Source organism: Nocardioides sp., from assembly GCF_035697785.1.
In the GTDB taxonomy this organism is placed as follows: domain Bacteria; phylum Actinomycetota; class Actinomycetes; order Propionibacteriales; family Nocardioidaceae; genus Nocardioides_B.
In genome coordinates, this window is record NZ_DASSCL010000090.1 from 1 (window position 1) to 17,100 (window position 17,100).

Sequence of the window (17,100 nt, forward strand, 5' to 3'; positions counted from 1 at the left end):
TCCCGGGCGCGGACCACGGTCGGCTCGAACATCGCGAACTGCTCGTCGAGGCTGCGGTTGAGGTTGCGCCGCGCGAACGTCTCGGTGGCGCTGCCGAAGATCGCGATGTGCCGCGAGCCCTTCTCCAGCGCCCGGTCGAGGCCGCGCTCGTTGGGCACCAGCACGGGCAGGTTCCGGTGGTCGACGCCGTCGACACCCTGCAGCAGGTCCATCAGCTCGGCCGCGTCGGCGAGCTGGGGCACCCACTTGGGGTGCACGAAGCTGGTCGCCTCGACGATCGGCAGCCCGGCGTCGAGCAGCCGCTTCACGAACTCCGCCTTGGTCTGCACCGGGACGACGGTCTGCTCGTTCTGCAGCCCGTCGCGCGGACCGACCTCGTAGATCGTGACCCGCTCTGGAAGTCCCGGGTCCCGCACCGGCTGCGGACTACGCATGTGGGCCTCCCGCCGCCGAGTTGTCAGAGGGTGAGCCGGTCGGAGCCGTCTCAGGCTCTGACAAGTCGGCGGTGACCACGAAGAGGGTGGCGCCGAGCGCGACCTGGTCGCCCGCCGCGGCGCCCACCACCGTGACCGTGCCGGCCACCGGCGCCTTGAGTGACAGCTCCATCTTCATCGCCTCCATCACGCCGAGCACGTCACCCTCGGCGACCTGCTGGCCCTCGGCCACGCGCACATCGAGCACGGTGCCGGGCATCGGGGCGAGCAGCGTGCCGTCGCCGGCGGCGGCCGCCGGGTCGGCGAACGGGTCGGGGCGGGTGAACACGAAGCGCTGGCCGCGGTGCACCACCTCGACGCCGTGGGCGCCGCTGTTGACCACGGCCTCCTCGCGCCGGCCGTCCACGAACGCGACGACCTTGTGGTACGCCGCCGACACCTGCGCCACGGGTACCCCGTCGACCGTGCCGCGGCCGGCACCGTCGCGCACGACCGTGACGGCGCGGTCGAGATCCACGACCACGGGGGCCGGCGTGCCGCCATGGCGCCAGCCGTCGAGCTGGAACGGGTGCGGGTCGCCACCAGTCAGCACCGCGCCGTCGACCCACGCCGCGAGCGTCCGCGGCACGTCGTCGGTCGGTGCCTCGATCCTCCCGGCGCCCTCATGGTCGAGCCAGGCGGTGTGGATCGTCGCGTCCCGGAACTCGTCGCTCGCGACCAGAGCTCGCAGGAACCCGGTGTTGGTGGTGAGCCCGAGCACCGCGGTCTCGTCGAGCGCACGCACCAGCGCCTGCCGCGCCGCCTCGCGGGTCTCGCCGTGCACGATGACCTTGCCGAGCATCGGGTCGTAGGACGTCGAGATGACCTGGCCGTCCTCGAGCGCGTGGTCGTTGCGCGCGTGCGGAGACCACCGCACGATCTCGGCGCGGCCGGCCTGCGGGAGGAAGCCGCCGAAGGAGTCCTCCGCGTAGATGCGGGCCTCGATGGCGTGTCCGGTCAGCACGACGTCGTCCTGGGTGAACGAGAGCGGCTCGCCGGCAGCCACCCGCAGCTGGTGCTCGACCAGGTCGAGGCTGCGTCCGGCGACCAGCGCCACCAGCTCGGTCACCGGGTGCTCGACCTGGAGCCGGGTGTTCATCTCGAGGAAGTAGAACTCGCCGGACGACTCGTCGAGCAGGAACTCGACGGTGCCGGCGTTGGTGTAACCGACCTGGCGCGCGAGCGCCACGGCGGCAGAGGTGATCGCCTCGCGCTGGCCGGCGTCGATGGTCGGCGCGGGCGCCTCCTCCAGCACCTTCTGGTGCCGGCGCTGGGTGGAGCAGTCGCGCTCGAAGAGGTGCAGGACGCTGCCGTGCGTGTCGGCGAGCACCTGCACCTCGATGTGCCGCCCGCGCTCGACGTACTTCTCGACCAGGATCGTGTCGTCGCCGAACGCAGACAGTGCCTCGCGCCGGGCGGCGGCGACCGCCTCGTCGTGCTCCCCGGCGCTGCGCACGATGCGCATGCCCTTGCCGCCGCCGCCGGCGGCGGCCTTGACCAGGATCGGGAATCCGGCGTCCTCCCCGCGCGGGACGACCGGGACGCCGGCGCCGACCGCGATCTCGCGTGCGGCGTCCTTGCGTCCCATCGCGTCCATCACGTCGGCGGACGGTCCGACCAGCACGACACCGGCCTTCTCCAGCGCACGCGCGAACGGCGAACGTTCGGACAGGAAGCCGTAGCCGGGGTGCACCGCCTCGGCACCGGTGTCGAGCGCGGCCTGTACGACTGCGTCGACGTCGAGGTACGACGGCACCCGGACGGCGTCGTCGGCCTCCCGGACGTGCGGCGCGGACGCGTCGAGGTCGGTGAACACGGCAACGCTGCGGACGCCGAGCCGACGGCAGGTGCGGATGACCCGCAGGGCGATCTCCCCGCGGTTGGCGACAAGAACCGACTCAAACATTTGCAAGCACCTTCTCACTTGGGCCCGGGGTCCCGCGGCGTTGTCCGCGGAGGACCGCAGCGGGGGAGCGGAGAACGCGGTGGGGTGGGTTTCACATCCTGAAGACGCCGTAGGACGGCTCGGGGACCGGGGCGTGGGCGGCCGCGGCCAGGCCCATGCCGAGGACGCGGCGAGTGTCGACGGGGTCGATGACACCGTCGTCCCACAGCCGGGCGGTGGAGTAGTAGGGCGACCCCTGATGCTCGTACTGCTCGCGGATCGGGGCCTTGAACGCTTCCTCGTCGTCCGTCGACCAGTCCTCGCCGCGCGCCTCCAGTCCGTCGCGGCGCACCGTCGCGAGGACGGAGGCCGCCTGCTCGCCGCCCATCACGGAGATCCGCGCGTTGGGCCACATCCACAGGAACCTGGGGTCGAAGGCACGTCCGCACATGCCGTAGTTGCCGGCGCCGAAGGAGCCGCCGATCACGACCGTGAACTTGGGTACGACGGAGCAGGCGACCGCCGTGACGAGCTTGGCGCCGTCGCGGGCGATGCCGCCGTTCTCGTACTTCCGGCCGACCATGAAGCCGGTGATGTTCTGCAGGAACACCAACGGGATGCCGCGCTGGTTGCACAGCTCGATGAAGTGCGCGCCCTTCAGCGACGACTCGCTGAACAGGATGCCGTTGTTGGCGACGATGCCGACGTCGTGCCCCCAGATCCTGGCGAACCCGCACACCAGGGTCTCGCCGTACAACGCCTTGAACTCGTGGAACCGGCTCGCGTCCACCACCCGGCGGATGACCTCACGAACGTCGTAGGGCGTGCGGGAGTCGGTCGGGACGACGTCGTACAGGCCCTCGGGATCCTCCAACGGCTCCTCGGGCACGGCCGGCGTCGCGCCGACTCCCCCGGTGGCCGAGCCGCCCCCTGCGGTGGTCGAGCTCGTCGAGACCATGTCGCGGCCGAACGTGTCGACGATGCTCCGCACGATCCGCAGCGCATGCGCGTCGTCGTCGGCGAGGTGGTCGACGACGCCGGACTTCCGCGCGTGCACGTCGCCGCCGCCGAGGTCCTCGGCGGTCACGACCTCACCGGTCGCCGCCTTCACCAGTGGCGGGCCGCCTAGGAAGATGGTGCCCTGCTCCTTGACGATCACCGACTCGTCGGACATCGCCGGCACGTAGGCCCCGCCGGCGGTGCACGAGCCCATCACCGCCGCTATCTGCGGGATCCCCTGCGCGGAGAGGTTGGCCTGGTTGAAGAAGATCCGACCGAAGTGCTCCTTGTCGGGGAACACGTCGTCCTGCATCGGCAGGAACGCGCCGCCGCTGTCGACGAGGTAGAGGCAGGGCAGCCGGTTGACGCGAGCGACCTCCTGGGCCCGCAGGTGCTTCTTGACCGTCACCGGGTAGTAGGTGCCGCCCTTGACGGTGGCGTCGTTGGCAACCACCACGCACTCGCGGCCGCTGACCCGGCCGATACCGGTGACGATGCCGGCGGAGGGCACCGTGTCGGGTCCGTCCGGGTCGCCGTACATCCCGGTCGCGGCCAGCGGGCTGAGCTCGAGGAACGGGCTGCCGGGGTCGAGGAGCCGGTCGACGCGGTCGCGGACCAGCAGCTTGCCGCGGTCGAGATGCTTTCGCCGCGCGGACTCCGAGCCACCCTGCCGGGCGACGGCCAGCCGTTCGCGGAGCTCGTCGACGAGCAGCTTCATCTCCTCAGCCATGGTCCGAGGTTAGCGAACGTTAACCTGAGGCGCTAGTCTGCCTCCGTGACCCGACGCGAGCAGATCCTGGCCACCGCCGCCGGCCTGTTCGCGAACCGCGGGTTCCACGGCGTCTCGGTCGCCGAGCTCGGCGCCGCCTGCGGCATCTCCGGCCCGGCGCTCTACAAGCACTTCCCGTCGAAGGACGCGATGCTCGCCGAGATGCTGGTGAGCATCAGCGAGGAGCTGCTCCGGGTCGGCCGCGAGCGGTCGGCGGGAGAGCAGGACCCGCACCGCGCGCTCGCCGCGTTGATCGACTGGCACGTGGAGTTCGCCCTGCACAACAAGCCGCTCATCGTCGTCCAGGACCGCGACTGGGCATCCCTGCCCGTCGCTGCCCGTGAGCGGGTGCGGGCGCTGCAGCGCAAGTACGTCGACCTGTGGGCCCACCGCATGCGCGAGGCCGACCCCGACCTGGGCGTTGCCGAGGCGCGCGCCCGGGCGCACGCCTGCTTCGGGCTGATCAACTCCACGCCGCACAGCGCCCGGCTGCCCGAGCCCGAGATGCGCGCAATGCTGACGAACATGGCGGTTCGCGCTCTCGGTGTGGTCACAGCGGCACCCTGAGGATGCCCCCATCAGGGCATGCGCGGCTGGTTCGCAGCGGAGGACGGTGGACTCATCCGAGACACCGAGGAGGACCGATGTCGCTCTCGCGCGCCCTGCACCCACGACGGTCCCTCGTCACCACGCTGGTAGCGGTCGCGACCGCCGTCCTGCTGCTGCCGCTGTCCGCGTTTCCCGCCGCGGCAGCACCGTTGCGGCCGGGGTCCTACTTCGAGGAGCCCGCGGCGTACGACGACAGCGGTGAGTTCGACCCCGAGTGCCCGGGGCTCGACCTGACGATCAGCTTCCGGGCGCGCGGGGTGGCGTCGCTGCGCAACGTGGTCGGCAGCGGGCGACAGGCGTTCCTCATCAAGGACCGCTACCGGTTCAGGGAGGTCTGGACCGACGACGCGACCGGTCGGGTGCTTTTCACGATCCGGGGCAGGAACCTGGTCAGGGAGGTGGACGTCCGCCGGGTGGCGAAGTCCGCGGTGCCGGACCGGTTCGTGCCGGAGGACGGCATCGTCGGCCCGGTCTTCGAGTTCACCGTGGACCAGATCGGCGGCGACATCGTCCGGGACGCCGACGGGAAGGTCCTGTACTGGAACGCCGGCCGGGTCGTGTTCAAGAACCTCTTCGACAGCCTGGGTGACCGCAAGCCGGGCGGCGAGTCTCTCCGGTTCCGGCCGGTGAGGGTCATCGGTCCGCACCCGCTGCTCGAGACGGAACCGTGCGAGATCGCAGAGCAGCAGCTCGCTGCCCCGTGAGCAACCCGGCGCGGCCGTCCGACGCCTCACGCCTGCCCGCGGGCCATCCGGATAAGCCGGTCCAGGACCTTCTCGCCGTCGACCCGCAGGCCGTTGTGCTCGTACTCGTTGGTGACCCACGGTCGTAGGGAGGGCATCAAGGCGGCCGTCTCGAGCGAGAACGCACGGTCGACGTACGGGTCGTCGGCGTAGACCGCGGCGGCGCACAGTACGTCGCAGGACGCGAGCACGTCGGCGTCGTACAACCGAGGCCACTCCCGTTCGGCCAGCAGGTCGGCGGCCTCGCGCAGCGGACGCAACGCGCTGTCGTCGTCGAACGACCACGGAAACACGTGCTCGCCGGTCAGCAGCGCCGGGTCCGCGCGGAAGTCCTCGGGCATCACTCGCTCGGCCGACCAGCGGGTCGCCTGCCCGTCGGCGTAGCAGGCCTCGTGGATCGCGGCGTACAGCGGGTTGCGGCCCTGGAACGGCAGCATGCCGGCGAGGTCGTGGCCGAACGCGGGGGACGCGGGGTCGCGCTCGAGCAGGTAGTGCAGCTGGGCGGCGCCGTCGCTCATCCCGAGCACGTTGCCGACCTGGCGGAACCGGCGCGGGGTCAGCACGTCGCCGTCGGGCAGCACCACCTCGCCGGACTCGCACCGGTCGAGCACGGCGCGGAGCCGGGCCCGGTCGGCGGGGTAGGTGCGGTGGTAGCGGGCGTTGCGCTCGCGCACCGTGGCGTAGGTCGTCGCGTAGATGTCGTCCACCGGCCGCCCGACCGGCGGGACCCCGCCGGTGAACAGCACCTCGCGCAGGCTGTCGGCTGCGACGGAGAGGTAGCTCAGCGAGCAGAAACCGCCGAACGACTGGCCGAGCAGGCTCCAGGTGTCCACGCCGAGCGCCGCGCGCAGCCGCTCGCAGTCCCGCACGATGGCGTCCGCGCGGAACAGCGCCAGGTGGTCAGCCTGCTGCTGCGCCGTCATGCCGGGGAGTACGCCGACCGGGGTGGATCGGCCGGTGCCCCGCTGGTCCACCATCAGCACCCGGAAGTCCTGCAGGGCCCGGTCCAGCCAGGCGGGGCTGGTCGGCTGCCGGGTGGGTCGCGGTGCCTCCTGGCCGGGGCCGCCCTGCAGGTAGACGAGGAACGGCCGGTCGCGACCCTCGGGGTCGGCGACCTCGCGCGCGAAGACCGTGATCGTCGGGCCGTCCGACCCGGAACCGGAGAACGGGTCCAGCGGCACGTCGAGCTCGTGCTCGACGAGCACCAGCCCGGGCACGTGCAGCGTCTGCGAACGAAGCCCGCTCACGCCCGTCCGACCACCTCGAGCGCGTCGCGGAGCGCGACCAGCGCGAGCAGGGCGCGGTCCGGACGCGCGTTGGGGCCCATCAGGCCGATCCGCCAGACGGTGGCGGCGTAGGGGCCCGCGCCGGCGCCGATCTCGATGCCGTGCCGCTCGAGCAGCACGTTGCGGACCGCGGCCGAGTCGACGCCCTCGGGCACCTTCACGGTGGTCAGCTCGGGCAGCCGCGCGCCCTTCTCCGCGAACAGCTCGAGCCCCATCTCCTCCAGGCCGTTCTGCAGGATCCGGCCGGCCTCCTCGTGTCGGGCCCACACGGCCTCGAGGCCCTCCTCGAGGATCCGGCCGAGCCCGGCGTTCAGGCTCGCCACCATCGCGGTGGGGGCGGTGTGGTGGTAGGTGCGGCCGCCGGACCCGCTGGCCTCGCCGACGTAGCCGCCGAGCAGCCCGAGGTCGAGGTACCACGACCGCGGCCGGACGACGCGCCGGTCGAAGGCGCGGTCGTTGACCGTGAACGGCGCCAGCCCGGGCGCGACCCCGAGGCATTTCTGGGTGCCGGCGTAGCCGACGTCGACGCCCCAGTCGTCGGCTCGCAGCTCGATGCCGGCGATGGAGGTGACCGCGTCGGTGACGAGCAGCGCGTCCCCCTTGCCGGCGCCGAGCCCGGCGATGTCGGAGCGGACTCCGGTGGAGGTCTCCGCGTGCACGACGGCGATGATGCGCGGGCTCTTGTGGGCAGACAGGACGCGGTCCACGTCGACCGGCGTGCCCCAGGGGTGGTCCACCTCGATGACCTCGGCGCCGCAACGGGCCGCGACGTCGCACATCCGCTGCCCGAACAGGCCGTTGACGGCGACCACCACGACGTCGCCCTCGTGCACGGTGTTGACGAAGGCGGCTTCCATGCCCGCGGAGCCGGTGGCGCTGAGCGGGAGCGTGCGCGCGTTCGTCGTACCCCACACCATGCGGAGCCGGTCGCAGGCCTCGTCCATGATCCGCAGGAACTCGGGGTCGAGGTGCCCCAGCAGCGGCAGGCCGAGGGCGGCGGTGGCCTCCGGGTAGGGATTCGTCGGGCCGGGACCGAGCAGCGTGCGTTCGCGGATCACTGGCATGGACCGACCGTAGCCGAGCGTGTGAGAGGTCACAGGCTCGGGAACCTTCAGGCGCCGGGCCCGTCTGCCGATAACTGAGTGGGGGAGGTGCCGGGCGGGAAGGTCCGGCGTCTCGATTCACAGGTCTGGGAGGACTGGAACGATGCGCATCACCCTGGGAGGACGGCTCGGCCGCGCCCTCGCGAGCCTGGTCACGCTGGGGGTGGCGGGAGCCCTGACGGTGACCACCGGAGCGGCCACGCAGGCCACCGCGGCGGCCAAGGTGCCGCTCGACATCCGGGTCGCCAGCTACAACGTGCAGAACGTCAGCCTCGACAAGACCCAGGGTGAGCAGCGCCCGTGGCGGGAGCGTCGGGCCGGCGTGATCGCCAACATCATCGGCGAGAACGTCGACGTGATCGGCGTCCAGGAGGTCAACCCGAGCTCGGCGTACAAGTCGCGGCTGGTCGCCGGGAAGAACCAGTACGTCGACCTCCGCAACGGGCTGAACGCGGCAGGTGGCGCCTTCGCGCTGACCAACAAGTACGCGTTCAACTGCAAGAAGGCCCGCACCCAGTACCGCTGCAAGAAGAAGAACCGCGGCTCCTCCCACAGCGACCGGATCCTCTTCAACACCCGCACCCTCGTGCTGGTGGACCAGGGCAGCCTGAAGTACCAGGCGCAGCGCTCCACCACCAGCCCGCAGCACATGGGCTGGGCGGTGCTGCGCACCATCGCCACCGGCGCGGAGTTCCTGTTCACCACCACCCACCTCGAGCCCAAGGTGGAGTCGGTCCGCAAGGCCCAGTGGCAGGAGATGATCGCCAAGATCAACGCGCTCAAGGGCGTCCGCCCGGTCGTCGCGACCGGAGACTTCAACACCCACCGCTCCTCACCACTCGGCTCGCAGATGATTCCGGCGATGAAGGCCAACGGGTACGGCGACGTGGTCGGCCAGGTGCCGTACGTCAACTCGCTCGACCACCCGCGCCCGCAGTCGCTGGTCAACCGGTGGATGAACACCGCCAACAAGCTCAGCCGGGACGTCCGGGTCTCGAAGTACTACAGCGAGCCGTGGCGCCCCGGCCACAACATCGACTGGATCTTCGCAAGCAACCACCTTCCGGTGCCGGAGTGGAAGGTGGTCGCCAACTTCGACCCGAACACCTGGCTGATGAACGGCGTCATCCCGTCCGACCACCACATGGTGCGGGCGACGCTGACCCTGCCGTAGGACTAGACAAGCGGCGCATACCTCGCAACCAGCGCGTGAATTAGGACAGCAATCTGTCCTACTCTCGGGAGGAGTGTCCCGGGATCGGGCCCGGGCCGTACCTGGGAGTCCCGCGATGCGCACCGTCGTCGTCTTGGCCGTCACCGTCGTCTCCACCCTCGCCGCCACCCTCGCCGGGCCGCCCGGCGCCATGGCCGCCCGGCCGACGTCTCGCGTGCCGTCGGCCGGCGACCAGTCCGGCCGGGTGGCCGCGAACCTGAGGGTCGCCACCTTCAACGTCCGCAACGTCAGCCTCGACGGGAGCGGCACGCTGGCCACCTGGGCCGAGCGCCGCGGCACCGTCATCGCGCAGATCCTCGGTCAGGCCGTCGACGTCATCGGCGTCCAGGAGGTGAACCCGAGCAAGAAGTTCGCGCCGCGGCTCGTCGCCGGGCACAACCAGTACGTCGACCTCCGCAACGGGCTGAACGCCGCCGGCGGCGCGTACGAGCTGACCAACCGCTACGCCTACAACTGCAAGCGGCCCTCGACCAGCTGGAAGTGCAAGCCGAAGAACCGGAAGTCCTCGCACAGCGACCGGATCCTCTACAACACCGCGACACTGACGCTGGTCAAGCAGGGGAAGCTGAAGTACCACGCCCAGGTCGCCAGCCACAGCCCGTCGCACCTGGGCTGGGCCGTGCTGCGTTCGCGGCTCAACGGCGCCGAGTTCCTGTTCACCACCACCCATCTCGAACCGAAGGTGAGGAAGGTCAGGAAGGCGCAGTGGCGGGAGATGATCAAGCGGATCGACAAGGTCCGTGACGGCCGCCCGGTGGTCGCGGTCGGCGACTTCAACACCACGAAGTACTCCCCGGTGGCGGCGAAGATGCTGCCCCGCATGCGCAAGCACGGCTACGGCGACGCGATCGGCCAGCGCTACAAGCAGAACCCGGTCCGCTCACCCCGCCCGCAGGTCATGGTCAACGGCTGGATCAACTCGCTCAACCGCGGCAGCCGTGACGTCCGCACGTTCTCCTACGAGACCGACCGCAGCCGCACCGGCGACCATGTGGACTGGATCTTCGCGTCCAAGGGACTGCCGGTGCTCGAGCACGCGGTCGTCGTGGACTACGACCCGGCGACGCTGATGATGAACGGCGTGGTGCCCTCGGACCACAACATGCTGCGCGCCACGCTGTCGCTGGGCTAGCGAACCGCGCCCGCCACCGGCGGTCGAGCCCGTCGAGACCTACAGCACCGCGCCCGGGTTCAGGATCCCGTCGGGGTCGAGGGCCGCCTTGACCCGTCTGGTCAGCTCCATCACCTCGGGACCGAGCTGGGTCGGCAGCAGCTCCTTCTTCGTGCGGCCCACCCCGTGCTCGCCGGTGATCGTGCCGCCCAGGTCGATGGCGCGCTGCATCACCTCGCGGAACGCCTCCAACGCGCGCTTCTCCGACTCGGCGTCGGTGGGGTCGAACACGACGATCGGGTGCGTGTTGCCGTCACCGGCGTGCGCGATCACCGGGATCGGGACGTCGTACGACGACGCGACGTCCGCGATCGCGGCGAGCAGGTCCGGCAGCACCGGGACCGGGGCGCCGACGTCCTCGAGCATCAGCGCGCCCTGGGTCTCGATCGCGGGGATCGCGATCCGCCGGGCCTCGACGAACATCTCGCCCTCGTCGGGGTCGTCGGTCACGAACACCTCCGTCGCCCCCGCCACCTCGCACGCGGTGCGCATCAGCTCCACCTCGTCGGTGCGGGCCACGCCCGGCGCGTCCGACTGCGCGACGAGGAGGGCGCCGGTGGATCGGTCGAGCCCCATCGAGCGGTAGTCCTCGACGGCGTTGATCGAGGCGTGGTCCATCAGCTCGAGCATCGACGGCCGCATCGTCCGGCGTACCGCCACCACGGCGCGCGCGGCTGCGTCGACGGACGCGAACGACGCCACCATCGTGGAGCGCGCGGACTGCGCCGGGACCAATCGCAGGATCGCGCGTGTGACGATGCCGAGGGTGCCCTCGCTGCCGACGAACAGCTTCATCAGCGGAAGCCCGGCGACGTCCTTGATCCGCTTGCCGCCCAGCGTGACCAGGGTGCCGTCGGCGAGCACGACGTCGAGGCCGAGGACGTAGTCGGTGGTGACGCCGTACTTCACGCAGCACAGGCCGCCGGCGTTGGTGGCGATGTTGCCGCCGATGGAGCAGATCTCGTACGACGACGGGTCTGGTGGGTACCAGAGGTCGTGCTCGGCCGCCGCGGCCTTGACCTCGGCGTTGAACGCGCCCGGCTCGACCACGGCGACCTGGCAGTCGGTGTCGATCTGGACGGCGCGCATCCGCTCCAGGCTCAGGACCAGGCCGCCGTCGACGGCCGACGAGCCGCCGCTCAGCCCGCTGCCCGCGCCGCGCGGCACGACCGGCACCCGGTGTCGGGCCGCCCAGCGCACCGCGGTCTGCACCTGGCCGGCGTCCTCGGCCCGGACCACCGCGGCCGGCGTACCGGCACCGCTGTCCTGGGACCGGTCGAAGCGGTACTTCTCGACCGTGTCCGCCGCCGTCACCACCACCCCGTCGGGCAGGGAGTCGATCAGCTCCTGGAGGGCCTGCTGGTCCATACCCCCCACCCAACCACCCGTCACAACGATTCGTCTGCGGTCCCCCCGCGAGATTCACCCCATATGTCGCAGACGAATCGTTGTTCAGGCGGGTTGCCGGGCGCCGGTGCGCTCGGCGCCGATGCCGGCGACCACCACGCAGACGATCCCGAGCAGCGGGAGGATGCCGGGGACCTGCGACAGCACGACCAGGCCGATGACCAGCGCGAACGCCGGTTCGAGGGCCATCAGGGTGCCGAACGCGGCGGTGTTCAGCCGGCGCAGCGCGAGCAGCTCGAGGATGAACGGGACGACCGGGAGCAGCACCGCCAGCCCGAGCCCCGCGAGCGCGATCTCCCAGGTCAGGAGCCCGGCCACGCTCGGCCCGACGACGAGGGTGGCGACCAGGCCGGCCACCGGGATCGACACCGCGACGCCGGCGATGCCGGGGATCCGGTCACCGACCCGCTGGGTGAGCAGGATGTACGCCGCCCAGCACACCGCCGCGCCGAGCGCGAACGCCACCCCGACCAGGTCGGTGCCGGCGTGCCACGGCTCGGTGAGCAGCACGACCCCGACGGCGGCGAGTCCGGCGTACAGCCGCCCGTGGCCGCGCCCGCGCCACACCGCCACCCCGAGCGGGCCGAGGAACTCCAGCGCGCTGGCCGTGCCCATCGGCAGACGCGCGATCGCGGCCATGAACAGGATCGTCAGTCCGGCGGTGACGACGCCGAGCAGCACGCAGGCCAGGAACGACGACCTGGTGAACTGGGACGGACGCGGCCGGCCGATCGCGAGCATCAGCAATCCGGCCCAGGCGAGCCGGATCCATGCTGCGCCGTCCGCGCCGATGTCGTCGAAGAGCCCGACGGAGACGGCGATGCCGAGCTGCACGCAGAGCATCGAGCCGACCGCCATGGAGGCACCGGCTCGGGCCGCGGTCGGGGCGCCCGGCGCGGCGGGTCGGGTGGTGACGGCGGTGCTCATGCGGTCCAGTACGCCACGACGACACCGTTCACGTCCACGTGTCTTTGCTGGACGTACCGTTCGCGATCAGTGAACAATCGTCGGGTGGAGACCCGGCGCCTGGAGCTGCTGCTCGAGCTGTCCCGGCTCGGCTCGATGCGCGAGGTCGCCGACGAGCTCGGCGTCACCACGTCGACGGTGTCCCAGCAGATCGCGGCTCTGGCCCGCGAGACCGGGGCCGCGCTGGTCGAGCCGGACGGTCGGCGGGTCCGGCTCACCCCGGCCGGTCGTCGGCTCGCGGACCACGCCGTGACGATCCTGGCCGCGGTGGACGCCGCCCGGCTCGATCTCGACCCGGGCTCCGAGCCGTCGGGCACGGTCCGGGTCGCCGGGTTCGCGACGGCGATCCGGCGCTCGCTGATGCCGGTGCTCGCGGAGCTGGCGGCCAGCCACCCCGACGTACGCCTGCTGATCCGTGAGCACGAGCCGTTCGAGGCCTACGAGATGCTGGCCCGCGACGACGTCGAGCTGGCGCTCACCTACGACTACGACCTCGCACCAGCCGCGTTCGACCGGACCCTCGTGGCTACTCCGCTGTGGGCGGCACCGTGGAGCCTGGGCGTGCCTGCTGGGTCCGCGGTCGGCGGCGACGCCCGGGCGGTGTTCCGCGAGTTCGCGGGCCACGACTGGGTGGTGAACTCGCGCAACACCGCCGACGAGGACGTGGCGCGCACGCTCGCCTCACTCGCCGGCTTCGAGCCCTCCGTCACCCACCGCGTCGACAGCCTCGACCTCGTCAGAGAGTTGATCCGCGCCGGCCTCGGCGTCGGGCTGCTGCCGGCGGACCAGCCGCCCGGCGACGGCCTTGAGCTGCTGCCGCTGCGCGACCCCGACGTGAGCCTGCGCGCGTACGCCGTGACCCGCCGCGGCCGCGCGGACTGGCCGCCACTGGCCCTGGTCCTCGACCGGCTGACAACGATTCGTCTGCGGTCTATGGGGTGATTCACGCGGGCCGATCGCAGACGAATCGTTGGGGGCTGGTGCGACACTCGAGAACGTGATCACCGTCGACCTTGCCGAGCGCCTCCGGGAGGCCGGCCTGCGCTGGACGCCGACGTCCGGCGACCGGTTCGCGATCCCCGACCGCGACCTCGACGGCGAGGTCTTCGTGGTCAGCGAGATGACCATCGAGACCCAGCAGCTGACCACCGGCGGCGTGGTCAAGTTCAACGGCACCACCGAGTGGGCGCTCGACAGCATCGCCCAGAACGACGTGGTCTGGCTGCCCCACGAGGGCCAGCTCCGCGGGCTGATCGGCCCCGCGTTCCGCAAGCTGGAGCGAGCCGGCGACGGGTACGCCGTCGAGGCCGTCGCCGCCGACGGGCGCACCGTGCGCGAGCTCGACGTGGACGCCGAACGCGCCTACGCCCGGGTGCTGCTCACGCTGATGGACTGATTCCACCGCATATGCCCCGCATGGTTAGGCTCGGAGCATGAGCCTGCTCGACACCAAGATCGCCCGACTCGACGGCACCCCCGCGACGCTGCGCGACGTCACCGGCGGCGTCCCCGCCCTGCTGGTCAACGTCGCGTCGAAGTGCGGCCTGACCCCGCAGTACACCGGCCTCGAGGCGCTGCACGAGCGGTACGCCGGCCGGGGGTTCACCGTGGTCGGCATCCCGTGCAACCAGTTCGGCGGCCAGGAGCCGGGGTCGTCGGAGGCGATCGCCGAGTTCTGCTCCGCGACGTACGGCGTCACCTTCCCGATGACCGAGAAGGTCGACGTGAACGGCTCGGGGCGGCACCCGTTGTACGACGCGCTCACCGAGACGCCGGACGGCGAGGGCCGCCGGGACATCCAGTGGAACTTCGAGAAGTTCCTCGTCGACGCGGACGGTGCCGTCGTCGCCCGGTTCTCCCCGGGCGTCGTACCCGAGGACCCGGCGCTGGTGAAGGCCGTCGAGTCGGTCCTGTCCTGACGCTTCTTCGGACCGGGCCGCGGTCCGGGTGACCAGCGGCACACGCTCCGGACCGAAATCCGGGTGCGACCCGTCTCGTTGAACCCGTAACCTCTTCGGGTGACTTCCCAGACCCCTTCCGCGGGCACCGCTGTGCCCGAAAAGCTCGACCGAGGCGTGTTCCTCGTCGCCGGCGTGGTCGTGCTCGGCGCGATCATGTCCATCCTCGACATCACGGTCGTCTCAGTGGCGATCCCGACCTTCCAGAGCGAGTTCGACGCCACGCCGGCCCAGGTCGCCTGGACGATGACCGGCTACACCCTGGCGCTCGCGTCGGTGATCCCGCTGACCGGCTGGGCCGCCGACCGGTTCGGCACCAAGCGGCTCTACATGCTCGCGCTGCTGCTCTTCACACTCGGCTCGGTGCTCTGCTCGATGGCCTGGGACGTCTCGTCGCTGGTCGGCTTCCGGGTGCTGCAGGGCCTCGGCGGCGGCATGCTGATGCCGCTCGGCATGACGATCATGACCCGCGCCGCCGGCCACGACCGGATCGGCCGGGTGATGGCCGTGCTCGGTATCCCGATGCTGCTCGGCCCGATCTTCGGCCCGATCCTGGGTGGCTGGCTCATCGACGCGGCCAGCTGGCACTGGATCTTCCTGATCAACCTGCCCATCGGCGCCGTCGCGATCGTGTACGCCGCGCTCGTGCTGCCGAAGGACAACCCGACGCCCTCCGAGACCTTCGACTTCGTCGGCATGCTGCTGCTCTCGCCGGGTCTGGCGCTGTTCCTGTACGGCGTCTCCACCATCCCCGAGACCGGCACGATCGCGGACGCGGAGGTCCTCGTCCCGGCGCTCATCGGTCTGGTGCTGGTAGGTGTGTTCGTGCTGCGGTCGCTCGCCGAGCGCGCCGAGCACCCGCTGATCGACCTCGACCTGTTCCGCAACAAGACGCTGTCCATCGCGGTAGTGGCGATGGCGCTGTTCGCGATCGCGTTCTTCGGGGCCAGCCTGCTGTTCCCGTCGTACTTCCTGCAGGTGCGCGGCGAGACGACCCTTCAGACCGGCTGGCTGATCGCACCGCAGGGCTTCGGCGCGATGCTCACCATGCCGCTGGCCGGCGTGCTCGCCGACAGGATCGGCCCCGGCAAGATCGTGATGACCGGAATCGTTGTCATCACGGTCGGGATGGCGATGTTCACGCAGGTGGCCGCGGACACGTCGTACGTCTTCCTGCTCGGCGCCCTGTTCGTCATGGGCCTCGGTATGGGCGCGACCATGATGCCGATGATGACGGCGGCGCTGCAGACGCTGACCGACCAGAACCTGGCGCGGGGTTCGACGCTGATGAACATCGTCCAGCAGGTCGCCGCCTCGATCGGCACCGCGCTGTTCTCGGTGCTGCTGACCACCGGCTTCAAGTCCAGCCCGCAGGTCGGCCAGGTCCAGCAGACCCTCGCCGACGGGGGCGACCCGGCCACGCTCGACCCGGCGATCCTCGGCAAGGCGGCCGCGGACATGGCCGACGCGTTCGGGGACTCGTTCCTGGTCGCGACGATCCTGGTGGCCCTGTGCCTGGTCCCGGCCGCGATGCTGCCGCGCAAGCGGCCGCCGGTCGCGTCGGAGCCGTCGCACGAGCCGATCATCATGCACTGACCGTCGCCTCCGACGTACGACGCAGGGCCCTCGCCGACCACGGCGGGGGCCCTGTCCCGTGTGCGGGGGTCCCGGGTCCCCCGACCGGCATAGAGTGCCTTGTCGCACAGCGTCCGACCGCCGATCCGGGAGGCCCCATGTCCGTCATCGCCCTGTTCCACTCGTCTCTCGGCGTGCGCCCCGGCGTCCAGGACGCGGCAGCTCGTCTGCGCGACCTCGGCCACGAGGTGCAGGTCGTCGACCAGTACGACGGCCGCACCTTCGACGACCAGGCGACCGCCGGCGCCTACGTCGAGTCGATCGGGTTCCCCGCGCTCATGCAGGAAGCGCTCGACGCCACCGCGGACCTGCCCGACGGCTTCGTGGTAGCCGGCTTCTCCAACGGCGCCGGGATGGCCGAACATGTCGCCCTGCACCGCCCGGTCAGCGGCGCCGTGCTCATGTCAGGCGCACTGCCGCTGTCGTTCCTCGGCGCCGAGGACTGGCCCGCCTACGTGCCCGTGCAGCTGCACTACGCCACGGCCGACCCGTTCCGCGACGACAGCTGGATCGACGGGCTGCTCGCCGACGTGCGGCGGTCCGGCGCGCGCGCGGAGTTCCACGAGTACGACGCGTCGGGGCACCTGTTCACCGATGCCTCGCTGCCGGACGAGCACGACGCCGACGCGACCGAGCAGCTGTGGAAGCACGTGGGCGCGTTCCTCGACTCGCTCGGCGGCTGAGCCGCGCCCGGCGTACGGCGGGCGGGGGGTCGCGTCCCCACGTCCGTGGACGGCGACCCTCCCGTGGTGATCTGCCCGTTCCCGTGGGGAGCTCCCCGCGGGAAGGGGGGTGGATTACCACGGGACCGTGGTAATCCACCCCCCACCAATCACCAGATCCGGACCCGATCCTCCGGGTC

General features: G+C 71.3%; 15 protein-coding genes and 1 pseudogene. 9 read left to right on the plus strand and 7 right to left on the minus strand.

Translation table 11 applies throughout. From position 1 onward, the window contains the following. The 3 genes and pseudogenes from VFH10_RS08885 to VFH10_RS08895 all read right to left on the minus strand — a co-directional run. Nucleotides 1-434 (minus strand): annotated as a pseudogene (locus VFH10_RS08885) (hydroxymethylglutaryl-CoA lyase); the annotation flags it as partial. Further along, complete coding sequence (locus VFH10_RS08890) at nt 427-2,379, minus strand: acetyl/propionyl/methylcrotonyl-CoA carboxylase subunit alpha (protein ID WP_325127759.1); 1,953 nt, start codon at nt 2,377-2,379, stop codon at nt 427-429. The gene VFH10_RS08890 and the pseudogene VFH10_RS08885, both read right to left, overlap by 8 nt. Nucleotides 2,380-2,470: 91 nt before the next feature. Continuing rightward, a complete protein-coding gene (locus tag VFH10_RS08895; protein ID WP_325127760.1) occupies nt 2,471-4,087 on the minus strand; it encodes a carboxyl transferase domain-containing protein in 1,617 nt (538 codons plus the stop codon). Between the two features lie 45 nt (nt 4,088-4,132). On the opposite strand from VFH10_RS08895, the gene VFH10_RS08900 reads away from it, so the two are divergent. Together VFH10_RS08900 and VFH10_RS08905 are read left to right on the plus strand one after the other, a co-directional pair. Next, nucleotides 4,133-4,693: a TetR/AcrR family transcriptional regulator gene (locus VFH10_RS08900; protein WP_325127761.1), complete on the plus strand. Its 561-nt coding sequence runs from the start codon at nt 4,133-4,135 to the stop codon at nt 4,691-4,693. Nucleotides 4,694-4,770: 77 nt separating this feature from the next. Then, nucleotides 4,771-5,439, plus strand: coding sequence for a hypothetical protein (locus tag VFH10_RS08905; protein ID WP_325127762.1), 669 nt, complete (start codon nt 4,771-4,773; stop codon nt 5,437-5,439). A 26-nt stretch (nt 5,440-5,465) separates the two neighbouring features. Here the strand turns inward: VFH10_RS08905 and VFH10_RS08910 are convergent, their stop codons facing one another. Then, entirely contained in the window at nt 5,466-6,725 is a 1,260-nt protein-coding gene (locus VFH10_RS08910; RefSeq protein ID WP_325127763.1) for an alpha/beta fold hydrolase, read from the minus strand. Beyond that, a complete protein-coding gene (locus VFH10_RS08915; protein ID WP_325127764.1) occupies nt 6,722-7,828 on the minus strand; it encodes an alanine--glyoxylate aminotransferase family protein in 1,107 nt (368 codons plus the stop codon). The genes VFH10_RS08910 and VFH10_RS08915 overlap by 4 nt, the downstream gene beginning before the upstream one ends. A gap of 142 nt (nt 7,829-7,970) precedes the next feature. Here VFH10_RS08915 and VFH10_RS08920 point away from each other — a divergent pair, with 142 nt between their 5' ends. Beyond that, a complete protein-coding gene (locus VFH10_RS08920) occupies nt 7,971-9,041 on the plus strand; it encodes an endonuclease/exonuclease/phosphatase family protein (protein WP_325127765.1) in 1,071 nt (356 codons plus the stop codon). A gap of 115 nt (nt 9,042-9,156) precedes the next feature. Beyond that, a complete protein-coding gene (locus VFH10_RS08925; RefSeq protein ID WP_325127766.1) occupies nt 9,157-10,233 on the plus strand; it encodes an endonuclease/exonuclease/phosphatase family protein in 1,077 nt (358 codons plus the stop codon). A gap of 39 nt (nt 10,234-10,272) precedes the next feature. On the opposite strand, the gene VFH10_RS08930 is transcribed toward VFH10_RS08925, so the two are convergent. Together VFH10_RS08930 and VFH10_RS08935 are read right to left on the minus strand one after the other, a co-directional pair. Continuing rightward, the gene (locus tag VFH10_RS08930; RefSeq protein ID WP_325127767.1) at nt 10,273-11,640 is read right to left on the minus strand and encodes an FAD-binding oxidoreductase; all 1,368 of its coding nucleotides are present in this window, start codon (nt 11,638-11,640) and stop codon (nt 10,273-10,275) included. An 84-nt stretch (nt 11,641-11,724) separates the two neighbouring features. After that, nucleotides 11,725-12,606, minus strand: a complete 882-nt coding sequence (locus VFH10_RS08935; RefSeq protein WP_325127768.1) for an EamA family transporter — start codon at nt 12,604-12,606, stop codon at nt 11,725-11,727. A gap of 84 nt (nt 12,607-12,690) precedes the next feature. On the opposite strand from VFH10_RS08935, the gene VFH10_RS08940 reads away from it, so the two are divergent. The 5 genes from VFH10_RS08940 (at nt 12,691) to VFH10_RS08960 (ending at nt 16,921) form a co-directional block, all read left to right on the plus strand. Next, a complete protein-coding gene (locus tag VFH10_RS08940) occupies nt 12,691-13,587 on the plus strand; it encodes a LysR family transcriptional regulator (protein ID WP_325127769.1) in 897 nt (298 codons plus the stop codon). Nucleotides 13,588-13,642: 55 nt separating this feature from the next. Further along, a complete protein-coding gene (locus tag VFH10_RS08945) occupies nt 13,643-14,041 on the plus strand; it encodes a pilus assembly protein CpaE (RefSeq protein ID WP_325127770.1) in 399 nt (132 codons plus the stop codon). A gap of 37 nt (nt 14,042-14,078) precedes the next feature. Beyond that, the gene (locus tag VFH10_RS08950; protein ID WP_325127771.1) at nt 14,079-14,564 is read left to right on the plus strand and encodes a glutathione peroxidase; all 486 of its coding nucleotides are present in this window, start codon (nt 14,079-14,081) and stop codon (nt 14,562-14,564) included. Between the two features lie 99 nt (nt 14,565-14,663). Next, the gene (locus tag VFH10_RS08955) at nt 14,664-16,199 is read left to right on the plus strand and encodes a DHA2 family efflux MFS transporter permease subunit (RefSeq protein ID WP_325127772.1); all 1,536 of its coding nucleotides are present in this window, start codon (nt 14,664-14,666) and stop codon (nt 16,197-16,199) included. 137 nt (nt 16,200-16,336) lie between these two features. Next, complete coding sequence (locus tag VFH10_RS08960) at nt 16,337-16,921, plus strand: dienelactone hydrolase family protein (protein ID WP_325127773.1); 585 nt, start codon at nt 16,337-16,339, stop codon at nt 16,919-16,921. The last annotated feature ends 179 nt before the right edge of the window (nt 16,922-17,100 follow it).